This is a genomic window from Novipirellula rosea, assembly GCF_039541335.1.
Taxonomy (GTDB): domain Bacteria; phylum Planctomycetota; class Planctomycetia; order Pirellulales; family Pirellulaceae; genus Novipirellula; species Novipirellula rosea.
Genome location: NZ_BAABGA010000094.1, coordinates 1 through 22,845 on the forward strand (window position 1 = coordinate 1; position 22,845 = coordinate 22,845).

The window sequence follows — 22,845 nt, forward strand, 5'->3', positions numbered from 1 at the left end:
TCGCCAAGAGAGCCGCATGAGTGCTAGCTTGAAAGGGCTCGCCTTACGGCCCACGGCTCACCATTTCGATTTGCGTTTGGATTAAAGCAACAAGCCGTCAACGGCTTTCGTCGTATTTGCCGAATGATTCGAAACACTTGACGAGTTTCGCTACAGGATACTTTCGGCGACCAGACGTTTCATGTGGGGGCGGCATTGATCGACTCGCCATTGCCCCACGCCCTGAGCATCGATGTCGTATTTCATCAACATGTAGATCTTCTTGGGCTCTTGGTTGCTGTTCGGATTCAGAAACAGCAGTTCGGCTTGTTGCATCCCGTAGTACTGGAAAACACGCACTGGTTCGCCAAGTTCCCACGCGACGCCTGGGCCGACGTCGGTCAATTGTTGGTTGATTCCGTCCGACTCAAATTCCGTGAGCGTCTTCATGTTCTCTTCGCTTGACTGATAGTGGTCCATCAGCGGCATGTGCAGCGGCAGACGATTCACGGCCTCCTTTTTCAGTTCCATCGCGATGGCGAATTCCCCTTTCGCGACCACATCGAGGTATTGGCGGGCAAAATACTCGGCTTGATTGGCGAGCGTGCGGGATTTCATGCTGTGAACAAAGTATCCACATGACCCAAAGGCCACTGCGAGCACCAACCCGATGCGGGCCGGAGTCACGCCAACCGGTTTTTGTTTGTCCCAAGGCCGTAGCGCGACCAAACCGAGGGCAATCGCAATCACTGCGGTCACCAGCATCGGATAGCCAATGATGCCCAATGCACTCAACAGGCCGAAAAACAGGCATAGGAAACCCGAGATTCGCAACGGGGGAACCGACTCGTCCTCCTCAAAGCCTCCTTCGGCGCCCATCATGGGAACGATCGGTTTTATCTCAGCATCAGTCGGCATCTTGCAAAAGAGCTCATACAGGGGGGGAAGTGGGATCGATTCAGACGAGAACTGCGTTCGCTGTGGAAACACGACGTTTTCGCGTTTGGCGAAACTTTCGTCGTGACAAAGCGGTAGTGTGTCTACGCCCTTGGTGGGTGGACGGTTTTGCAAGCTTACGCAAAAAGTCCAATTTTTTTAGCTTGCCCGTCGGCGGGGCCCGAATCCCGCGCCGCGTCAAACACGCAGCGAGAATGGGCGGGAAATTGCGTCGCTTTTGCATGAGGGCGACGGCCGGCGAGAGCGGCGGATCGATGATGTCGGGTCTGTGCTAGCAATGAATTCGTCTAGCCCAGGCGACCGCATCTGGTTTACAAGACAGGCTTCAACTTGCTGATTTTCGCAGACAATAGACGGATCTACTCGTCAGGGACGACGAACAACGATGAAAAATTTTGGTCGCGCACTTCGCATCGCACTGCGTCGTAAATGGTCGATCACCGGGATCGTGATGACATCGATGTTGATTGCCGTCCTATGGGGGGCCAATATCGGCACGCTGTACCCGTTGGTCGAAGTCGTTTTTAAGGGCGACAGTTTGCCGGGGTACGCTGAAAAGCAAATCAACCAGACCGATGCTCGGATCGACGAACTTGATGCTGAAATCAACCAATTGTCGGCAAAATTAGCGGAGGCCGACGAAAAGACGGCCAAAAACCTGCGGCTTCAGATCGAAACTGCCACCGCGACCCAGACGGCGATCGCGGAATCAAGCAGCTATCTGCGGTGGATGAAACCGACGATCGATGCCTACGCTCCTCGCGGTTCCTATGCGACGTTGATGTTGATCGTGGCCCTGTTGGTCGGCGGAACGGCGGTCAAGTTAGTTGCTCTATTAATTAATCTAATGCTGGTCCAGTATGTCGCTGAATCAGCGGCGGTGGACCTTCGCGCTCTGTTCTTTCGCAAAGCGTTGCGGTTGGACCTCGATTCATTTGGTGAGAACGGTTCGGCGGATTTGACGTCGCGGCTGACCAACGATATCGCTCACGTCTCGGCGGGGATCACCGCGTTATTGGGGCGGCTTGTTCGTGAGCCGCTGAAGATGGCGGTCTGTTTGGGCGGCGCGATGTTTGTGTGTTGGCGGTTGCTGTTGTTCGTGATGATTGTCACGCCGTTGGTCGGATTGGTGATGCATCATCTGAGCCGCGCGATTCGTCGAGCAAGTCGGCGGGCGATGGAAGAGATGAGCCAGTTGTACGGGATGCTGAACGATTCGTTCGCAGGGATCCGAGTCGTCAAGGCCTTTAACACGCAAGGGTTTGAACGTGCCAAGTTTGATCGTGGCATCCGTGCATACTATGGCAAATCGATGAAGATGGCGTTCTACAACACACTGGCCCGCAGCAGCAGCGAAATGCTGGGGATGACCGTGGTGGGACTGGCGATCTTGGCAGGTGGCTATTTGGTGGTCAATCAACAAACCAGCTTGTTTGGGATTCCGATGAGCACGGTGCCACTGGAGGTCGGCGAGATTTTGATGTTCTTTGGTTTCTTGATCGGTGCTTCGGATCCGGCCAAAAAGTTATCCGATGTATGGAGCGGTTTGCAGCGAGGTATTGCAGCGACGGAGCGTGTTTATGAGATCATTGATAAACCCATCCGTGTCGCAGAACCCAAGAATGATCGCACGACGGCGCGACCGCATCGCGAGATTCGGCTCGAAAATGTGGTCTACCAATACACCTCAGGCCCGACCGTGTTGCGTGGAGTGGACTTGACGATCCGTCATGGCGAGACGATTGCCGTGGTCGGCCCGAACGGCAGCGGCAAGAGCACGATTGTCAATCTGTTATGCCGGTTTGACGATCCGCAAAGCGGGCAAGTGTTGTTGGATGACACACCGATTCACGAGATGAAGACTCGCGATTTGCGACGCCGAATTGCCTTGGTGACTCAGCGAACGATCTTGTTTGACGACACGATTGAAAACAATATTCGCTACGGTTCGCCTGGCGCCGATTCGCATGCGGTGGTACGAGCGGCGAAGATGGCGTTTGCCGATGAGTTCATTTTGCGAAAAACGCCCGATGGTTATCAAACGCGGCTCGGCAGCAACGGGACGCAACTCTCCGGAGGCCAGATGCAACGGCTCGCCTTAGCGCGTGCCTTCTTGCGGAATCCCGATATCTTGATTCTTGACGAAGCGACGAGCCAGATCGATCTGGAAAGCGAGCAATTGATTCATCAAGCGCTAGCGAAGTTCTTGGTCGACCGCACCGGAGTGATGATCACGCATCGCCACAGCAGTTTGTCGATGGCTGACCGGATCGTGGTGATCGAAGCGGGACAGATCTCTGACTCAGGACGCCACGACGAATTGATCACTCGCAATCGGTTCTACCAAAGTCTGTGTGGCAGCGAGCAGCGAAAGGCTGCTTAAAGAGAGTTCCCCGAGAAGACGCTCGTGGAGCAAGCCGCGTTGCGGAAGCCGTCAACGACTTGTTGATTTATTGAGCCGCTCGCGCGTCAGCGGCCGGGTCCCACGCGGTACCCGGTGCCTTACGGCCCACGGCTCACCATTGCAATTCGCATTTGGACTAAATCAACAAGCCGTCAACGGATTTCGGTGGCGGCGGTCAAAGGGGAACGAAACTCTCGCATGAGTTCCGCTACCCCGTTTCTTTGCCTTTGGCTTCTCTGTCTTTTGACAAGGCACGTGAGGTGCTAGAAGTTGGGGCGTGCTAGAAGCCTGCACCGGAGAACGGATCTTCCATCGGTGCTCCTCCGCCAAACGGATCGCTGGCACCAGCGTCCCCTCCGGCATCAAAAATGTTGCCGCCGTCATCACCGGGGGCAGCCGCGTCCATGGCTGCAGGGGCGGCAGCGTCACCTTTGTCGGCGCCAGCGAAGGCGTCGTTGGATTCCAGTTTTGCTTCGCCGGTGGCAAATTCCACATCGTCGGCGAAAGGATTTTCGGCGGTGGGCGGAATGGGTGGCGGCGTGACTGCGTTTCGCGGAGCGGATGCTTTTGCCGCCGGAGCTGCTGCCGCTGCGGCGCTGTCAATTTCGCCATAACGCTGCTGTGAACGGCTTGCGGCAGTCGCCATCAATTCCAAACGTGCCGTCTGGCGAATCTGTTCTAGCTTCAGCCGTTCGGCGCCTTGAAAACGGGCCAACGAGCGACCGATCGAGGGATTGCTGCCGGCGCGGGCTTCGAGTTCCGCACCCTGACGCCAATCCTCTTCCGCTTCGTAGGGATTTCCCAACGAGTTAGCGACCAAGCCACGAAAGTAGTAGGCGCGAGGGTCTTTGATGCCATTGTCGATGGCCATCGAGAGAAATTTGTTGGCGTCGTCGTAACGGCCGGCATAGAAGGAGTGCACTCCTCGACCGTACATCTCGGACAAAATCGGGTTTTGGGCGTTGGCGGAAGGAGAATCCGTCAGCAGGCAAAAGGAGCCTGCGGCAACCAGAACCGCGCTGAGTAACGTCTTTTTCATCGGGCGTGCTCCCCGTATGGAGGGGTGGTGTTTTGTGCTAATCGTGAGGTGTTTACCGAACATTCTGCTCGCAAAGGATTTTGCGTTCTACAAACTCTAGTTATCGCATCACGCTCCGGCAAACGTTTTCTTTCGTGTCATGCGGCGTCACACGATTAACGTTTTAAGAAAAGGCCGACCTGTGACCCATGTATGGCCAAACAGCGGCATCACCGATTGTAACCAATTTGTCGCTCAGGTAAGCAAATTACTGAAAATTAGGCGGCTGCGGGGACTGTATCGATGCTCGCTTCGTCGTCGATCGCTCGATCTGCGTCGATTGCCTCGACCGCCCGACGTAATACCGGATCTAGACTCAAGCCGCCCTCCGGCATCCCTTCCGCTTCGACGCCTTCCTTTTCAGAGGTGGGGTCATCGCTCGTTTCGTCGCTGTGTAGTTGCAGTTCCGACGCGGCAGCCAAACTCGGGTAAGACGCCTCACGCCACCGTTTACTCAATTTTTCCAGCGTGCTTTCATCCAGACTGACTTCCATCTCGGGATTAGGAGTGACCCCCCACTCGTCTTCGGGTTTGGCATCGATGACGCGATGGATATTTTTGCCGCTGGGGCGATAGTACCTCGCGACCGTTAATCGCAGTGCACTGCGTCCGTATTGCAGCGGCAGGATATTTTGGACGGTTCCTTTGCCGTAGCTGCGTGTGCCCACCACGACTGCCCGCTGATGATCTTGCAAACATGCCGCAACAATCTCGCTGGCACTCGCCGAATTGCCATCGATCAGCACGGCGACAGGTTTGTCGCTTTTGACCAACGTGCCGGTCTGGGCGTCGAATTCGTCATAAACCTTGCCGCCTCGGATCCGCGTCGAGACAATACGTCCGCGATCGAGAAACATGTCACAGATGTCGACTGCGGCGTACAACAACCCGCCGCTGTTGCCACGTAAATCGAGCACCAAGCCACGGAAATCATTGTTCAACCGTTCCAGCACGGTGCGAAGTTCGCCGTCGGTCTTTTCGCCAAAACTGGTCAGCCGGACGTAGGCGATCGAGGGATCATCTTGTAATCGATAGACCCAATGGTTGTTTTCATCTCGATAGTCCCCGATCACCGATTCGAGTTCAATCGTCGATCGGTCAATCGACAACGACAGCTCTTGGGCGTCCCCATCTTGACCATCCTCGTCTGGACCATCCCCGTCTTGACCATCCCGGCGTACAACGACGTACACGATGGTGCCGATCGGGCCTTTTAATCTTGCACTGACCTCTTTTAGGTTCAGTTTGGAAACATCCTCGCCGTCGATTTTGACAATCTCATCCCCCGGCATCATCCCTGCCCTCAGTGCCGGCGAACCGACGAGGGGGGTGACAACACGGACGGGTTTGGTGATGTCGGGTTGCTCGACGTAAATACCGATACCCGCAAACTCCTGACTCATGCTGTCTTGAAACGACGCATAGGCATCCAGCGGGATGAATTCGCAATTTTGATCCAGGATCGATGTCATGCCGTTCATCGCGGCGATCAGCAAGCGGTCTTCATCAATCGGGTCGACATAGTGATGGTGGATCAAATCGAGTGCGTCGCCCACCAACATCGCAGGCTTCGCTCGGCGATGCGTCAAAAAACACAATAGCGAGAAACAAAGCGTTAGCAGAATGATATTCAGATTGCGTGATGGCATGCAAACGAAGCCCAATGAAGAGGCGAGCGAACGAGAATCGACAAGTTTGGCAGAGCGCTGCGAATCGAGGGCGTGCAAAATGACGCCGCCCCCCTACTACGCCCCTTCAATTGTACCCGACAGATTGTACCCGACAGTCGCGTGAGGCAGACAGCACTAGAATTGTAGGTCGCGTTCAGCTTAGAAAACTTCGTTCCTCCGCGGTTTGCTGGTTAAACGCCCCCCATGAACGGGATCGGCAACAAGATCGCATGTTGTTGGATCCACGTCATCAAGCCATCCCAGCTGGTGTACTGGGACAGCTGCAAAAACGCCAAATAGATTCCCACGACCGGTAACATCAGCAGCCGTACGCTCCAGCGAGAAACGGCGGCCCACGTGCCGCGGGGCTCTTCAGGTTTGCTTCGCGCCCGTCGCAGTGCCAAGCCCTCGGCGATACGAGCGGGCAAGATAAACGCGACGAACACCAGACACGGTAACCAGACCACTTCACGCGGGGTGGCTTCGATCTTTAGCAGGTACAGCGGAATCGGCATCAGCACCAAGCCGATCACCATCGCAAGCAGCCACGCCCAGGGAGCACGGCGAAAATCGCGACGAATCGTGCGAACGGCAAATAGCCCCCGCAGTCGGTTGACCGAAGCAAAGTGAGCCTGCAGCATCGGCAGATAGAGCAGCGAGATGCCCATAAACAAAATACACACGGCACCGATCACTCCCGCAGCCCCTGGTTTTCCATTTCGGTTCGCGGCGATCAGCAGCATCGCCGGAGCGAGCCAGATCAATGTGCCGACAAAACCACGCAGCCCCAACCAAAAAAGACGCGGCAATTCAAACGCTGTCGTGAAATCCCACAACGAGTCGACTGCCGCATGATAGGTGCGCGGACGCCATGACTCGCGCAAAAAACGTTTAGGCTGCGGCCACAAATAATGCTTCAGGGATCCGCCGCGAACCCAGGCCCAAAGCAGATAACCGATCGCAAGGAAGCAAACCATGATCGCCATCGTTCGCATCGAAGCGGCTTGGGCCGAACCCGGATCAATCAACTGGGCAACCGATTCCCAGTGAATCAATAATTGAGTTGGCAGCGAGGCCAGGAAGATTGCGAGCGCGGCCAGCCCCACTTTGCCAGCACGACGCAAATTAGGCAGCGAGTCTGAAAATTTGGCTCCATTGGTTAACCGCCCCGCGACGTCCAACAAGTATCCAAACGCAATCAGTTGCAGCAAAGGGATCGCGGTCAACACCGCCAGGATCACGATCAGCGAAGCCAGCGAAAACGTGCCCGAGATCGACCACGTCAAAAAGCCCAACCCTCGTCGCAGCCGACTTTGCGGCGGCTTCGATTCAGGGGCCGCGATCGAAGTGGTGGCTGCGAAATCGTCGCCTTCGACTTTGGAATCCAGATCGCTGCTTTCACGGGCAAGCGTTGCCAGCAGCGGCATTTCGGACACGCCCCGCTGGACAAGCGACGCCACAACCACTTCGGGCTGCGTCTCGTTTGAAGTGTCGTTCAAATCGGTGTGGGGTGGGGACGGTCGAGCCACGATGGACGATCTCGAAGAGCGTTTGAGCAAGAAACGTTTGAGTCAGATACGGAGGTCGGGATTCCGTTCCGACTTCTATCCTATTCGCATCGGCTGCGGGGATCTTGGTAGCGTCAGTCTGATTTGATGCCAATTTTTGCGAAAACCATGGATTCGACGCTTTTCGTCCCAGGCCCATCGCGGTGGCCCGAGAACGCATCGCGGTGGCCCGAGAACGCATCGCGGTGGCCCGAGAACGCATCGCGGCAGATAGAGTGCGACTTAAGCGTTGCGTGTGATATGAATGTTGGAAGAGTGTGACGGTTCTAGCGGTCGTGCCCGAGTCGCTTAGGCTCGGACAAGTCATTGGGGTGGTGTGGCCGATAGTTTCTAGCAAGGCGGTATGGATTCCGTCTCGAGCAGGTCGATGTGAATGTCGACCCTGAGCTTTGGATGCCCATCGCGCATGCTGCTCTTGATTTGTGAACGCACCCGGCGGAAGGAACTGCCTGATATGAAACATTTAGTTCGACGCGGCCGCATTGCCATCGCAGCTTTGATGCTCAGCGTTTCAGTGGGAACCGTATCCGCTGATTGGCACCAATTTTGGCATCAAGCGAGCATTGATTACCAACGCAACAATGCATGGCCTGAACCATTCGAAGAAATGGACGCACGCCAAGTTACCGCCCCATTCGAGGTGATGAAAAGCAACGGATGGCGTCTCCATAACACGATTGGGCACGAATTGTTCCGATCCGGCGACGGTGCTTTGCTGGCGTCCGGGCACAATCGTGTTCACTGGATCGCGACCCAGTCACCTGAGTCGCGTCGCAATATCTACGTCTTGCGTGGCAAGAGCGACGAAGAGACCGATGCCCGCGTAGCTTCGGTACGGCAAACCCTCGCAGGTTTCCAAACCGCAGGTGTCGCCACCAATGTCTTTGTGACCGATCGCGAGCCCTCTACCGCACCCGGTGCTTGGGCGACCAAGATCAATCGCAATTGGATGGAAGTATTGCCTGAGCCCAAGCTTCCCTCGGTTACCGCATCCGGTGGTGCCACTGCAACCCAGTAAAGCTTGCAAGCAAACTGGCTAACCAAGCAGGCAAAGCGAAGAGGCCCAGCCGCCATTCGCTCGAATATTGCTAGCGTTTAAACAAAGACGGACTTTCTTCACAGGAAGTCCGTCTTTTTTATTGTCTTTTCAACAAATTGGTAAACGCAGTCAAGTTACCGGGGCAATCGGGTCGATCCCTAAAAACGGAACCATTCGATTTAACCGCAAATCTGCTTGCCCAGACTATTTTGAAGTCTCCACTCCTATTCGAGGACTTCATCGGCATGCCTTCGGGAGAATTTCTCGTGAAACGATCAGCAAAAATTCAACGCGCACTGCTCTTCTCGCTTATTGCTGGTTCAGCCGTGAGCTTCTCGACGGGGTGCTCGAACCAACGTCCGACATTCGCGTCGATGAACCCGTTTTCGCGATCGACGATCGATGCGCCTAAAGCGGACAAACCCTCGATGACCGAATCGATCGCTTCGACGGCGACCGGTGCCAAAGATCAAGTCAGTGCCGTCGGTGTCTCTGCCAAAAATGCGATCGGTAAAACCACCAACGCCATTGCGGGCGTCTTCCGCCGTGACTCGGACTCGGATTCCGCAGAGACTTCCGAAACCGATCCGCTGCGATTGACCGAAGAACCTGCGACCGTGGGGCCTGAGGTGCTTGTCGCCAACGGGCAACTTTGGGAATCGACTGGCAACTTCCAAAAAGCGATGGAAAGCTACAACAAGGCGTTGGAAAAAACGCCCAGTGATAGCGCCGCGCTGACCAGTATCGCGAGACTCCATTTCCGCCAGGGCAATCATGTCAAGGCAACGGAGTTCTTCCAGCTTGCGATCAAGCAGAGTCCTAGTGATGCCGCCCTGTACAACGATTTGGGGCTAACCCTCAGCAAGACAGGGAATCACGACGAAGCAGCAAAAATGATTGCCAAGTCGCTCGAATTAGCACCCGGGACCTCGCGTTATGCCAACAATCTGGCGAGCGTGTTGTTCGAGTCAGGCAAGAATCAAGACGCACTGCAGGTGCTGATGCAGAACAACAAGCCTGCGGTTGCCAACTTCAACATGGCCTACTTGCACTACAGCAAGGGGCAAATGAACGAAGCCCGCGGCTTCTTGTCGGAAACCCTCAAATTTGACGCTCAAGGTGCGAGCGACGCGGCGGTCAAGAAAGCGGTTGAACGTTCACGCGAAATGCTGGCACAGATCGATGCGTCACGCGGCGTGAGCCCAGCTCAATCGGCAGTTGAAAAAATTGCAGCCCAGCCGCCAAAAACACAAACTCCAACCGCACAAACGGCGGCCACTCCGGCAACCGGGGCTGCTGAGGCTGCTGCCAGCGTCGCGGCTCGTGCGAATACGGATGTGTCCGCAGCCCCAGTGAGCTATCGACCTGCTGCGACCACTTGGGGACCGGCCACATCGGCAATCGCTGCACCTTCGGCCACCGGCACGGCTGCGGCCGCGGCGCCAGCGATGCCAAGTTACTCGACACCAAGTTTTCAGCCGGCAACGTTGAGCGTCAATCCCAAGGCGACGCCAGAGACAACACCCGGCACGTGGCCAACCACTCCGGGGGCAGCAACCAAGCCTGCTGCGAAACCGGTTCAACCCGCCGCAGCTAAGCCTGCTGAAAGTGAAGCCAGCTCGTCACAAGGCTCGGGTTTCCAACTGCCACACGGATTCGAGTTCCCCGAATCGCACTGATCCTCAGCGAGCGAACCTCGCCAACAGGTTCGTCGATCCCCAGCCATCCCAAGTTGTGATGACACGTCAATCGTGCATTTCTTCTTGCGGATAGGGAACGGAAAGGTCGTGTAGCTCTGCCAGTGCATTGGATGCCGCTCGTTGTTCGGCATCCTTTTTGTTATTGCCCCAAGCGGCTGGAAAGCTGCGGTCTTCGATCACGGCCGAGATCAAGAACGCTTTGCGGTGATCTGGGCCCGTTTCGCGGATCATGCGGTAAACGGGAGTGCTGGAAAGTTCTCGCTGTGCATATTGTTGCAGCGTGCTCTTGAAATTGCTTGCGCCCTGGCTTTCGACTGCGACGCGGACTTCGTCGGCAAGCCATCTCTTCAAGCGTTCGCGAATCACCTCGGGGCCGCCGTCCAGATAGACCGCCGCCACGATGGCTTCAAAAACGTCGCTGACAAGTGACTTGGGAAAGCTGCGATTGCGAGTCACGCCGCGTCCGACGATCAAACAGCGATCCAGTCCAAGGGCGCAGGCGATCTTTCCGCATGACCGACGGCTGACGACATACGATTTGATCTTCGTCAAATCGCCTTCGTTGTATTCCGGGTATTCCTCGTACAACCAGTGGCAGACGGTCAATCCGAGCACCGAATCGCCAAGGAATTCGAGTCGCTCGTTGCTCTCGAGCCGATGAGAGGCGCCCGAGGCGTGTGTCAAAGCGGATAACAATAACGATTCGTCTTGAAAACGATAATCGATGATTTCCTGACAAAGCCGTAGTTTCGATGCCTGATCCCCCCCGTCGACACCCTCAAGGTCGTCGACAAGGTTGATTTCCGCGGCATCCGAAACGGAATCAAATTCCGATGAATTCACGAGTACACCCCGTTTGCTGTGTGACGTTGGTTCCAATCACCGCAGCAGGCAACGACCGAGTGGGATCTCCATCCTAAAAAAGGACATCCCGAGCCCGGTTTCTGCACGAGATAGGATCAATCCGATTAGGTTGGTCGGGCCAATGCTACTTGGCCTTCGCTCGGTCGATCACCTTGGACTTGCAGGAACCCAACGGGTTGGGAACCTGGACCAAAGGTCTCGTTCTACGCTGATTGGAAGAAGGACAACTTTCTGTCACACGCCGGTGATTGAATTCGAGCATTTTCGATTTCGGTCGCGTTGCGACACCGTCGATCATGGACTCAAGCACCGGTGTGTGACGAACTGGCCCAGTCTACCGAGTGGCATTCGGCTTGACCAGCGGAAAAAGTCCAGCGGCTCGATGGGGCGTCGCGAAACTCGCCAAACGTCCCCGGTTTTTTGGGGGGGACGGCCGGCGCTTTGGCGACGTGGGTGCGGAGAGGTTCTCTCGAAAAATTACGGTGCCGAGACGGTTTGGCGATCCGCGCGTCCCGCATTCGCAATCACTTCAGCATCGTCGATCACCAAAAAATGACCATGGTCCGAGGTCACGATCAACGCGGTATCGTCCCAGGCATCGTTGCGGTCGACCCAATTGACGATCGTGTCAAAGGCCGCATCGCCGCTGAGTACGGCGCCAATGCTGCTGTCCAAATTGTTGGCATGGTTGGCCCAATCGACGTCTCCCGCTTCGACCATCAACCAGAATCCTTTTTCGGATGTTTCCAGGATTCCTAAGGCGGCTTCGGTCATGTCCGCAAGCGTCGGATTCTCGTCGATATCGGCTTGCGAGTACGTTTCGGTTCCCTTGGCATCAAACGTGGGATTGAAGTTTCCATCCGCGGTTTGGAATGGTAAATGCCCGCCGGTGGCTCCGTAGAACCCGAGGAAACGAGTCCCTTCACGAATCGCTTGCTCGGCGCCTTTCATCAATCCCTCGCGTCCCGAAACGCCCTCGGTCCGCTGTGCGACGTGATACTTGCCTCCGTTTTTACGATCCACGGCGCTAAGATCGGCTTGGTGAAAGTAGGGGTTGCCTTGGGCGAAATTTTCGCCTTGCGCGCCGTCTTTGTCCTTGCCTTCACCCCATCCACCGCTGATCACCACATCGACACCTTCGAGTGGTTTGTCGCGATGGGATGACGACCGCAATCCGACCATGTCACGCGCGATGTCTTGATAGTCATAGCGAGCAACGTTGTTGGCATAGGCCGCCCCCGGAGTCGCGTGGCTGAGCGGAACACTCGTCACGACACCGATCTTAAAGCCTTGCGGTTGCAATTCGCGAGCGATGGGCACGATGTGTTCACCATCGACGGTGTAGTTGATTGATCCGTTATAGGTTTTGACGCCCGCAGTCATGCTGACGGCGGATGCAGCCGAGTCGGTAACGCTATGCGGCTGAGTCCGATCCAAGCCGATCAAGTAGTCGCTGTTGCTTTGTTCGAGCCACGGGTACGCCCCACCTCGCTTGACATCGAAGCCACCGGACGCGTCCTTGCCGCCGCCGAGCACTACTTGCGAATTGACATCGAACTTAGTGCCGCCCAGTCGTGGACTGGTGCAAAAAAATCCGAAGTCGGTTTTTGTGCCGCGGTAATTTTGAAACGACAAGACATCGCCTCGGCCGGTGTCGTAGCCGACTTTTCCCGACTTGTAGATGGCTGCCGCTCGCGTGGTCTGCCAATCCATTCCATCAAACACGAACAAGATGATGTTCTTGCGACCTTGTTCAACTGCTTTCTTTTGCAACCGATAGACGTCGGTTTGGTCAAAGTAGGATGCCGTGGGATTTACCGTGTCGCTGGGGACGTTTCCATACAGTTTCTCTAGACGTTTAGGGTCGCTGTAAACACTGCCTTCTTCGCGAAGTGAATCAAGAGTGATGCCAAAGGTATAGATCGGAATCAAGCGATTGCTATGGTTCAGCCACGTGCTGTAGCGGTTTGGGATATGCCCCCAATGACCCCAGGGGGCCGATTGTTTTTTGATGGCGTCCGATTGCAGTTCACGCATCGAGTCTACGGGCGGCGATGTCGGAGCGGTCGCGTTAGGTCGGGAGGACGATTTTGGCGAAGCTTCCGCAGTAACGGCGACCGTCACCGCTGCGTCCTCGCCATGACACGCGTCGATCCAACCCATGCTGGATGTTGCAATCAAGGTAAAGCAAAGTGGCAATGAGAAAAATCGCATGATTCAGGTGGGGTCAGAGGAACGTCGTGACGACAGCAAACGGATTCAACAGACTCGCTTGCTGGCCGTTTTGCCCACAATACCTGCTCGCCGATCGTTTGTCAGATCCCTAACTTCGATTCTCGATCCTTGATTAACCGAATCGTCATTTTTTCAACATGCAAACGCCACAAAAGTAAGGCCGAGAAGCCCACGCCGATCCCCAAACTGCTCCACTGATAGAAGGTCAACCCGCCCGCCAGTGGTGGTTCCGGTCGCCATGATTCGCTGACGAAGCGGAACGTGGCGTAAGCGATCAGGTACAGCAGCATCCAGTGCGGAGTCCCTTTGCCATTGCGGATCCCATAGCCTGCCACACATGCAAACAAGACATGGAACGCGAACTCGTACAATTGGGCTGGATGCCGCAGTAGCAGTCCGCCATCCTCAGCCGCCGAAAAACGCAGCCCCCAACTTTGGTTCGTCGCCACGCCGTAGCAACAACCATACAGCAAACATCCGATACGGCCGATCGCGATTGCAATGGCAACAGGAATGACGAAAGTATCCCCCGTGGAAACACGCACATAGAATGTCCACTTGGCAAACTCGACTCCCAAGTATCCGCCCGCTAATCCCCATAACACCGTCTTACCGTCGCTGAACCACAGGTCCAACGGGTTGCCACCGGCATAGGTGCCCGCCAGCAGGAATGGCAGCTTCGCTGCGACGGTGGCGCCCACCAAACCGCCGACCAGGATCCCGAGACGCTGCGCGGTATCGAGTTCCATGGACCGCTGCCGACGACGGATCCAGTAAGCTGCGATCGCCGCAGCGAATCCCATGCAAACGGCGTAAGCGATTCGAGACTGGAACATCAATGCTTACGACTTCAGCGGTGGAAGCGACAAATGGCCGGGGCGGTACAACGTGTTGTACGCACAAAACGGCACCATGTGACCACTTGGCAATACGTGATGCGTACAACACTTCATCAGTTGACGAATGTCAAAATTATAGGCATCAAGAAAGCTCGTGATCGTGACCCGCATCAAGTCTTTGGCGGTGGCTTGTTGAGCCAACACGCGGGCGAAGAAGCGATCGAGCACCGGATCCATGCTTTCGAATGAATTGACAAAATTTGTTTGGGTCGGCAATTTCGTAGGATCAAGCGAGACAACGTCCGCGCAACCGCAATCGCTTCCACAGTGCGACATGCGTTCCAGAAACAGACGGACGAGTTGCTGAGATCGCTCGGGAGTAAAGCTGATGCCACCGGCGATCAAGTCAAGATTTTCAGCAACAGGAGCGATTTGATTCAGTGCTGCTAAGCGGTTTCCATTCCGCGCCGCCAACATGATTTGATGACAGTTCGGATGAGCGCAGGGCAGCGGCGTGAAATCGTGCTCGCGAATCATCCCTCCACTGGCCTTGGCCAAGCCTTGGATGACGTCAGGAAACGTCACACGGTCCTCTAAGTCAGCGGGCAACCAATGCCGACCGCTAAACGTCGCCGGTTGCAGGCTAAGCCCCGTTACATTGGTTCGCCCCAACGCCTCGGACCATAAATCGCGGTAGAAATTTTCGTCCAGTGGCGCTGTAAGCGTCGACACCAACGTCACATTCAAATCGGCTTCGCCCAAGCGATCCAGGGCACGGCGTTTGACATCGATTACGTCTTCGCCACGCACCCGGCGAACCAACTCGCGGTCCATCCCGTCCCATTGGAAATAGATTTCGATGCGATCTCGATTCTTTGCCAAACGCTCGACGAGCGCCGCGTCTTTAGCTAGTCGCAGTCCATTGGTATTGATCATGACATAATCAATCGGCCGAGCGAGTGCCTCGTCCACGATACGTTCAAATTGCGGATGCAGCGTCGGTTCGCCGCCCGACAATTGACACACCTCGGCGCGCCCTTCACACTCGATTAACCGATCAAGTGAGGCGATGATGTCGTCCAGCGAATGGTCTTTCCCCGACGGTCCGCTCGATGCGAAACACATCGGACAACTCAGGTTACAACGGTCGGTCAGTTCAACCAATCCGATACATGTGTGTTGTTCATGTTCTTCGCACAGCCCACAGTCGTGTGGGCATCCTTTGTCGGACTCCGTTGATCGCACCAAGGGAAAAACTGATGCGGTGTGCCCTTCGCCGCGATCCCACCATCGAGCATCGCTGCAAACAAAATCCTCGCGGACACCATGCTGTGGGCATTTTTTGCGGAAGTAAACGCGTTGCCCGCGCGTAATGATTTTCGCGGGTACCACGGTCATGCATTCAGGACACAGCGAATCGGTGGTGCCGATCATGACGTGATCGGCTCGCGGACGAGGGTCGATCGCTGCGATCGCGGATTTGGCAAGCGGGACCTGAGGACGATTGATCATTCGCTTGCACTTTCATGTCGAGCCATCGCGGCGTCTTGACGAGCACTCGCGGCATAGCGAGAACGTATCACGGTTGCGATACAAGCGATCGCCAATGTGAAGCTGCCGATCACCGCAATGCTAAGCCCAACGATCGAAGGGGCATAACCAGCATTGCCGATGGTCATCATCGCGACAAAACCACTAGCGGCGCAGACCGGGACAAACAAGACGAAGACGATCGGCGTTAACAGCAGCGGCAATACCCATTTCCAAGGCATCGTCACGGTCACGCCTCGCAGCAACGAAACAACGATCCACAGCGATGCGAACCCCAGCACGCTCAACAGCAGGATCATCATGCCTAAGGAATTGCCGACCGCAACGCCGCCGAAAGCGATGACCATCAACAGAATTCCCCCAATCACCCCCACCGCCACTACCGAGCTCATGCCGCCGACAAACCGCACCGGGCCCTCCGCCGGCAACGTCAACGGTTCGGCCGCTTCGTCGGTTTCGCCAGGCGGTTGATAAGGGTTTTCCATGATGGAATCGCTTTGCCGTTTTATTTTTTTCCGATCGCGATCAGATACTCTTTGCGGTCTTCGCCAACCCCGATCCCGGTTCGTATTAACAAGCGGTCATCGATCGCGACGGGGGTGGCAAAGATCGAATCGCCCGACGGGTTCTCCGATAGCAAGTCGAATCGGTTGGGCGTTGCCGCGACGACATAGATCATTCCCGCTTCGCTGGCGATATAGATCCGATCCCCTACCAACATCGGCGAGGCGCTAATTCCGCCACCGAACAATCGCTTTTTCCACATCTCCGTTCCGTCTTGCGTCCGCCAACAATACAGCACGCCATTGTCAGCGGCGCCAACGACATGGCCTGGGATCGTTAGTAGGGATTGTTCATAACATTGTACCGGATTCTCCCACAGCACGTTGTGTTTCCCTTCGCCGCTAACGCACCACGTTCCCGATTTGGGATTGCCGCCGCTGACCATGATCCGCTGTTGGTCATCCCAAACGATGGTGCCGCAAATGGCCTCGGTCGCGGTGTCGACGCTCCATAGTTCTTTGCCATTGCGCGGGTCGTAGGCACAAATCTTGTCCGCCCCGGCAAGCAGAATCTGGCGTCGACCGGAAAGAGTGGTCACGATCGGCGAGGCAAAGTTCAGGTTTTTAGGACGCGTGGTCTTCCAGACTTGTTTGCCGGTTTGCGAGTCCAGCGCATACAACCCGCTGTCTTCGCCATCGTATTCGGCCGCGACGATCACAAGATCGTCTTCGATAATCGGGCTTGCCCCATATCCGAACTGAAACGCCTCGGGTGCAAAGTTGCTGACTTTCCTCTGCCACACTTTGCGACCTTCGGGGGTCAAGGCGGTGACCCAAATCGCATCGTCGGTGTGAAAGGCAACGTAAACACGGGTGCCGTCAAATGCCGGGCTCGGTGACGCGTTGGAATTGTGCGGATGAATGCGTGCTGGCAACGTGCCGCGGTGGATCACCCATTGGTCCAGCAATCGTCCATCGGATCGATTGAGCTTCAGGACACTTTGCGTTTGTTTGTCGGATTCCGCAGTGGTTAGAAAAATCGAATCTTGAACCACAATCGGAGTCGAGTGCCCTCGTCCTGGGATTTTGGTTCGCCAAGCAACATCGCTTGCGGTGGAAACGTCCCAGCGAAGCGGCAGTTTGATTTCCGCTGTGGCATGGTTGTTGGCATCGGGGCCTCGCCATTGTGGCCAGTCCTGGGCCGCCCCATTCTGGGCGATCAGTGAAACGAGTCCCAGCATCGAGAGCAGAAGCAGAATGGGTTTCATTTTTTTCCTCAGAAAAGGCACCGCGATTCGAAAAGCCGCGAATCGATCATGAAGGAGCGGACGGGCGGGGTGATCAGAGTCGATCAGTTTAATGCATCGACACCGTCAACTGAACGTGGGACCTGCGGAAGCGAGTTTTGCGTTACAATCACGCCACAAATGAATTGAATCAGAATCATTCTTTGTCGTCATTCATCAAGATTTCTCGGAGAATTCAATGCGAGCTGGAATTGTGGGAGTCGGATTCATGGGCTGGATCCATTACTTGGCCTATCAACGATCAACCCGAGCCGAGTTGGTCGCGTTTGCCAGTCGCGACCCCAAGAAACGCAGTGGTGATTGGCGAGAAATCAAAGGGAACTTCGGGCCTCCGGGAGAACAGATCGACGTCAGTTCGATCAACGTGGTCGAGTCGTTGGATGCGATGTTAGAGGACGATTCGATTGATCTGATCGATATCTGCCTGCCGCCTCATCTGCACGCGGACGCCATCCGTCGCTGTTTTCAAAGTGGTAAGCGAGTGCTCTGTGAAAAACCGCTCGCGCTCGATGCGGCGACTGCCCAAGCACTGGCGGCCGAAGCGAAACCGGGCCAATTGATGGTCGCTCACATTTTGCCGTTCATGCCCGAGTTCAAAATCTTGGTCGATGCCGCGGGCGATGGCCGCTGGGGCAAACCGATCGCCGGACGCTTTAAACGCACGATCAGCCCGCCGGATTGGATCCCCGATTTTTATGATCGCAGCAAAGTCGGGGGGCCGCTTGTGGATCTGCAAGTCCACGACGCGCATCTAATCCGCTTGCTGTTTGGAATGCCCAGTGCCGCGTCGTGTGCCAAGCAAAGCAAAGATGGCACGCCCAAGTTCTACGAAACCGTGTTCCAGTTCGATGATCCGTCGTTGGTCGTATCGGCAGGTGGAGGTGTGATCGATTCACCCGCGCGCGGATTCACTCACGGCTACGAAGTCAGCTTCGAAAAGGCAACGCTGCAGTTCGAGTTCGCGGCCTATGCCGACGGCAGCACCGCGTCGATTCCGCTGACGATCATGAATGCGGACGGTTCGGTCGAGCGGCCCACACTCGGCGATGGTGACCCGATTGCCGGATTCATCGAAGAGATCGATGCGGCAGCCGATGCGGTCGCTGGCTCGGAAGTTTCGCCGATCCTTGACGCGAAAACCGCAGCCGATGCCCTCTCGATTGTCGAAATGCAGCTCTAAGTGGCCGTCCCCATCGGACGTGATGGCTCATTTGCTAGCACCGCAAATTGACTGCTAAATTCAAATCGCCCGCCCATTTTGCTGCTTGGGCGATTGCAGTGATTGCGGCATAATGATTTCGCGACTCGCGATTTTTCTGGCAATCCATTTTCCATCCCAAGGACGGCAGACAGCATGGAGGCAATTTGGCCCGACCAGCCAGCGTTTGGTTTTGGCATCGATTCACTCAATCCGCACGCGCCGCGTGGGATCGAAGCGGTCGGAGGCCAGAGCAAGCCAGAGATTCGAGACCAAATCGTGCAGACCTGTCCGCAGGTTCCCGGTGTGTATGGAATGCTCAGCCGCAAAGGGGATTTGATCTATGTCGGCAAAAGCAAGTCGCTCCGCTCGCGATTGCTCAGCTACTTTGCCGACTCGAACAAGGACGAAAAAGGCGGCCGCATCATCGAGAACACGCGAGCGATTCAGTGGGAAACCCAGCCAAGTGATTTTGCCGCGCTGGTTCGTGAACAGCAATTGATTCGCCGATTTTCGCCTCGCTGGAATGTGCAAGGAGTGCCAAAGCGTCAACGCCCCGTCTATCTGTGTCTGGGCCGCGTACCAGCCCCCTATTTCTTTTTAGCGGCCAAGCCACCGCAAGATTGTGTGGGCGTCGAAGGGCCTTTTTACGGTGCCAAGCGGATGCAACGAGCGATCGATGCACTCAACAAAGTGTTCCGATTGCGAGATTGCAGCCAACAACAGGTGTTCCATTTTGCCGAGCAATTGCAGCTGTTTGATCTCGATCATCGACCCGGCTGCTTGCGACTCGAACTAAACACCTGCTTGGGCCCCTGTGCTGCGGCCTGTACCGGCGACGCCTATCAGTTGCAAGTCAACGCAGCACAGAGTTTTTTAGAGGGGTTCAATGATGAGCCGATTGTCGCACTACAAGACCAAATGGAAAACGCGGCGGCGAATCAGCAATATGAATTGGCGGGGCGAGCTTACGAGACGCTGGCATCGGTCAAGTACGTGCACCGCAAATTAGCGATGCTTGCCAAGGCACGCCGTGACTATACCTTTATCTATCCGGTGCCCGGTTACGATGGCTGCCACACGTGGTATTTGATTCACGGGGGCGAATTGGCGGCGGTAGCTGCGGCACCTAAAAATGCAGAGCAGTACGCGCGGATGAAACCGACGCTGGAGCATTGGAAAGCGATCACCGCAAACTCAATCGATCGCGGTCACGGCGCGTATCCTCACACGCTAAACCTTGTTGCAACCTGGTTCCGCAAGAACCGCGCCGAGCGGCAACGGACGTTCCTACCCGAACAAGCCGGTCGAAAGTACCGAGCCGTCCTCAAAAAAGTAGGGTAGGCTTCCAGCCTGTCAATCGGTCCACGCTCCCTTTTCTTGCGATTTCGTCTCGTCTACAGAATCGCCAGCGGATTGCGTTTCGACTCGAGAGTGCCTCGCGTCACGCCTAGCCGATTGGTTGCTTGCAGTCGCTTCCAAACCTCGCTGCCCGAGATCTCGCCGCGCAGTAACGCTTGATAGGTCTGGATTGTTTCTCGCGTCTCTTTTTCGTTTTCGTCCAACAATTCGATCCGGAACCACTGAACGCCGCGACCGATCAAATCGGCCACAATCTCGGATCCGCTTTGGGCCGTGGCATTGTAAAGCGTATTGCGACATGCGACGTCGGCTTGCAGCGGATGCTCGGCTCCGACACGGTCTCGCAATTTAACAACGTGGCGGTCACAGGGGCGGCCACAATTTGTCTTGTTGGTTCCCGGGGACATCACGCTGCAGAACACACAATGCTCCATGTGGAACATCGGCATGTGCTGATGCACGACGATCTCGAGCTGATTGGGGACCACTGATTGGACCAAGTCCATCAACTGATCACGATTCAAATCATAGGAACTGGTCACTCGTTTGACGCCCAGTCCGAGCAACCATTCGGCCGAACGATGGTTGGCAACATTCAGCGAGAAATCGGCAACGACGGGTTTGCCGGTGTCTGTCAAAAAGCGAACCGCAGCAAGATTTCGAGCCAAGTAAAAATCGGGTTCATGGCGTCCCAATACACGCAAAAGGCTCATTTCGCCCGGTTTTTGCATGCGTACGCACGCCAATCCGATCGTCGCGTTGTTTTGATGTGCTGTCGCAATCGCGTCCTTGTACTCGCGGACGTCATGAAAATCAGCGTAGATCGTACAGTCGGCGAAATGGCTGGCGACGGCAACCTGTTTCAAGTTGCGGCACAGCACGGCGAGTCGAGGCGAATCGTTGGTTTGCGGGGTTGCGTCACGATTCAGCGGCGCCAGCATGCTGCGTCCCGCGGCGACGTTGACGGTTCGCTCAGGACGCGATTCAAGCCGCTCGATCAACGCGTCGACTAATTCGCGGCGAAGCTGATTGATCAGCCCAACGGGGACCATCGGTCCGTCACTGATGTGTGCTGTAAAGTTTCTCAGGTGAAACGGAGTGCCGCCGAGTCGGGCGATTTTTTCTTGCAGCATGCTCTGGTCGGCGGGATGCTTGTTGGCTTTTTCAAGCACTTGCTGCCCCACCACATCGACGGTCAAACCACCGGCGGTCTTTGCTGACATCTTTAATACCGCGCCCACCGCTGCGTGCACCTCGATGTCAATCTCTTGGCGAACAGCGGCATCGGCGCGAGCGAAACTCTGTCGCAATCGACGGTTCAATTTAGGGTCGTCGTTTTTGAACACGATGTCGTCGATATCGACATCACGCCAATCGATCTCGCCACGACCAAATCCGATCCACACTTCGCTGCCCGCTTTGGCCGATTCCATGCGATCGTACTGCAAGCTTTCGATCGAATAGATGCGGCCGCCCTGCATCGTTTCTCCGGCAACGGCGATCGCCAAACCGTCACCGAGTGCGACCGGCGACGCTAACCGGACACGGATGCGGTTCTGGTCAAAATCCAAGACCTTACCGATCTCGATGCCGCGTTTGGATGACTGTTTACCCGGGACCAGTCGTTTGTGGTCGTTGCCTTCGAGCCATCCCGGCGAGAAACCACGTGAAAACGACAGCTCCATTTCTTGACGATCGGTGTCGTTGACGTGCACTTTGCCGGTGCGGATTGCATCATCAATCGCGCGTCGATAATGCCCCGTGATGTTGGCGACATATTCCGGCGTTTTTAGTCGGCCTTCGATCTTTAGCGACGCCACGCCGGCGTCGATCATATCCGGGATGGCGGCGTAGCCGGCTAAGTCTTGCGGGCTCAGCAAATAGCGGACTTCGCCAAGATCGCGGTCTTCGCCGTCGCAAATCAGCTCGTACGGCAACCGACATGCTTGCGCACATTGGCCTCGATTCGCACTTCGTCCGCCCAATGATTCGCTGGTCAAACATTGGCCGGAATAGGCGACGCACAACGCGCCATGGATAAAGACTTCGATCGGCATGTCGGTGGCCGAGGTGATTTTGCGAATTTCGGCAACCGACAACTCCCGCGCCAACACGACGCGAGACAGCCCCAAGTCGGCAGCGACCGCGATCGTTTCAGCGCTGGTCAAACTCATCTGCGTCGACGCGTGGATTTCCAACTGCTGGCAGATGGACCGCACCATTCGGGCGACGCCGAAATCTTGGACCAAAACGGCGTCCACCCCCGCTTCGGCAACACGCTCGATGACCTTGATCAGATCGGGCAATTCCGATGGGAACGCCAGCGTGTTCATCGTCACATAGCCACGGACGCCGCGGGTTCGCAGCCAGCTCATCAATCCCGGCAGATCGTCCAGCCCAAAGTTGTGGGCACGAAAGCGGGCGTTGAAACCACAGTCCAACCCAAAATAGATCGCATTGGCCCCATTTTCGACCGCCGCGCGAGCGCATTCCCAATCGCCGGCGGGCGAGAGAAGTTCGATTTCCGAGCTGACTTTACTTGACTTTGTGTTCATGCAGCCAAGTATGACCACCAATCGCGATTTTGGGAA

The 22,845-nt window shown here is 55.9% G+C and carries 16 protein-coding genes; 5 read left to right on the plus strand and 11 right to left on the minus strand.

The features are described from left to right. Window positions 1–150: 150 nt before the first annotated feature. Window positions 151–897 carry a hypothetical protein gene (locus ABD971_RS29270; RefSeq protein WP_339939172.1) on the minus strand — a complete coding sequence of 249 codons (747 nt, stop codon included), beginning with the start codon at window positions 895–897 and terminating at the stop codon, window positions 151–153. A gap of 424 nt (window positions 898–1,321) precedes the next feature. Between ABD971_RS29270 and ABD971_RS29275 the strand changes: the two genes are divergently transcribed. Then, window positions 1,322–3,319, plus strand: coding sequence for an ABC transporter ATP-binding protein (locus ABD971_RS29275; protein WP_345327268.1), 1,998 nt, complete (start codon window positions 1,322–1,324; stop codon window positions 3,317–3,319). Between the two features lie 301 nt (window positions 3,320–3,620). Here the strand turns inward: ABD971_RS29275 and ABD971_RS29280 are convergent, their stop codons facing one another. The 3 genes from ABD971_RS29280 to ABD971_RS29290 all read right to left on the minus strand — a co-directional run bounded on the left by ABD971_RS29280 (window position 3,621) and on the right by ABD971_RS29290 (window position 7,617). After that, window positions 3,621–4,379, minus strand: a complete 759-nt coding sequence (locus tag ABD971_RS29280) for a hypothetical protein (RefSeq protein ID WP_339939168.1) — start codon at window positions 4,377–4,379, stop codon at window positions 3,621–3,623. Between the two features lie 257 nt (window positions 4,380–4,636). Then, window positions 4,637–6,067, minus strand: coding sequence for a S41 family peptidase (locus ABD971_RS29285; protein WP_345327269.1), 1,431 nt, complete (start codon window positions 6,065–6,067; stop codon window positions 4,637–4,639). 212 nt (window positions 6,068–6,279) lie between these two features. Then, entirely contained in the window at window positions 6,280–7,617 is a 1,338-nt protein-coding gene (locus ABD971_RS29290; protein ID WP_345327270.1) for a DUF4013 domain-containing protein, read from the minus strand. A 493-nt stretch (window positions 7,618–8,110) separates the two neighbouring features. On the opposite strand from ABD971_RS29290, the gene ABD971_RS29295 reads away from it, so the two are divergent. Then, window positions 8,111–8,674: a hypothetical protein gene (locus ABD971_RS29295; RefSeq protein ID WP_339939162.1), complete on the plus strand. Its 564-nt coding sequence runs from the start codon at window positions 8,111–8,113 to the stop codon at window positions 8,672–8,674. Between the two features lie 395 nt (window positions 8,675–9,069). Further along, window positions 9,070–10,374 (plus strand): tetratricopeptide repeat protein, encoded by a 1,305-nt coding sequence (locus ABD971_RS29300; RefSeq protein WP_345327271.1) that lies wholly within the window; start codon window positions 9,070–9,072, stop codon window positions 10,372–10,374. Between the two features lie 66 nt (window positions 10,375–10,440). On the opposite strand, the gene rnc is transcribed toward ABD971_RS29300, so the two are convergent. The 6 genes from rnc to ABD971_RS29330 all read right to left on the minus strand — a co-directional run bounded on the left by rnc (window position 10,441) and on the right by ABD971_RS29330 (window position 17,655). After that, on the minus strand, window positions 10,441–11,238 hold the full coding sequence (gene rnc / locus ABD971_RS29305; RefSeq protein WP_425571391.1) for a ribonuclease III: 798 nt from the start codon (window positions 11,236–11,238) through the stop codon (window positions 10,441–10,443). Between the two features lie 498 nt (window positions 11,239–11,736). Beyond that, the gene (locus tag ABD971_RS29310) at window positions 11,737–13,473 is read right to left on the minus strand and encodes an alkaline phosphatase (protein ID WP_345327272.1); all 1,737 of its coding nucleotides are present in this window, start codon (window positions 13,471–13,473) and stop codon (window positions 11,737–11,739) included. A gap of 101 nt (window positions 13,474–13,574) precedes the next feature. Then, the gene (locus tag ABD971_RS29315; protein ID WP_345327273.1) at window positions 13,575–14,330 is read right to left on the minus strand and encodes a prolipoprotein diacylglyceryl transferase; all 756 of its coding nucleotides are present in this window, start codon (window positions 14,328–14,330) and stop codon (window positions 13,575–13,577) included. 6 nt (window positions 14,331–14,336) lie between these two features. Further along, on the minus strand, window positions 14,337–15,845 hold the full coding sequence (locus ABD971_RS29320; RefSeq protein ID WP_345327274.1) for a radical SAM protein: 1,509 nt from the start codon (window positions 15,843–15,845) through the stop codon (window positions 14,337–14,339). Then, the gene (locus ABD971_RS29325; protein WP_345327275.1) at window positions 15,842–16,369 is read right to left on the minus strand and encodes a hypothetical protein; all 528 of its coding nucleotides are present in this window, start codon (window positions 16,367–16,369) and stop codon (window positions 15,842–15,844) included. The genes ABD971_RS29320 and ABD971_RS29325 overlap by 4 nt, the downstream gene beginning before the upstream one ends. 20 nt (window positions 16,370–16,389) lie before the next feature. Next, complete coding sequence (locus tag ABD971_RS29330) at window positions 16,390–17,655, minus strand: outer membrane protein assembly factor BamB family protein (RefSeq protein ID WP_345327276.1); 1,266 nt, start codon at window positions 17,653–17,655, stop codon at window positions 16,390–16,392. A gap of 217 nt (window positions 17,656–17,872) precedes the next feature. Here ABD971_RS29330 and ABD971_RS29335 point away from each other — a divergent pair, with 217 nt between their 5' ends. Both ABD971_RS29335 and ABD971_RS29340 read left to right on the plus strand, forming a co-directional pair. After that, window positions 17,873–18,874, plus strand: coding sequence for a Gfo/Idh/MocA family protein (locus ABD971_RS29335; RefSeq protein ID WP_345327277.1), 1,002 nt, complete (start codon window positions 17,873–17,875; stop codon window positions 18,872–18,874). A 174-nt stretch (window positions 18,875–19,048) separates the two neighbouring features. Further along, window positions 19,049–20,236: a GIY-YIG nuclease family protein gene (locus ABD971_RS29340; RefSeq protein ID WP_345327278.1), complete on the plus strand. Its 1,188-nt coding sequence runs from the start codon at window positions 19,049–19,051 to the stop codon at window positions 20,234–20,236. Between the two features lie 53 nt (window positions 20,237–20,289). Here ABD971_RS29340 and ABD971_RS29345 read toward each other — a convergent pair whose 3' ends face one another. After that, entirely contained in the window at window positions 20,290–22,809 is a 2,520-nt protein-coding gene (locus tag ABD971_RS29345) for a U32 family peptidase (RefSeq protein ID WP_345327279.1), read from the minus strand. Window positions 22,810–22,845: the final 36 nt, after the last annotated feature.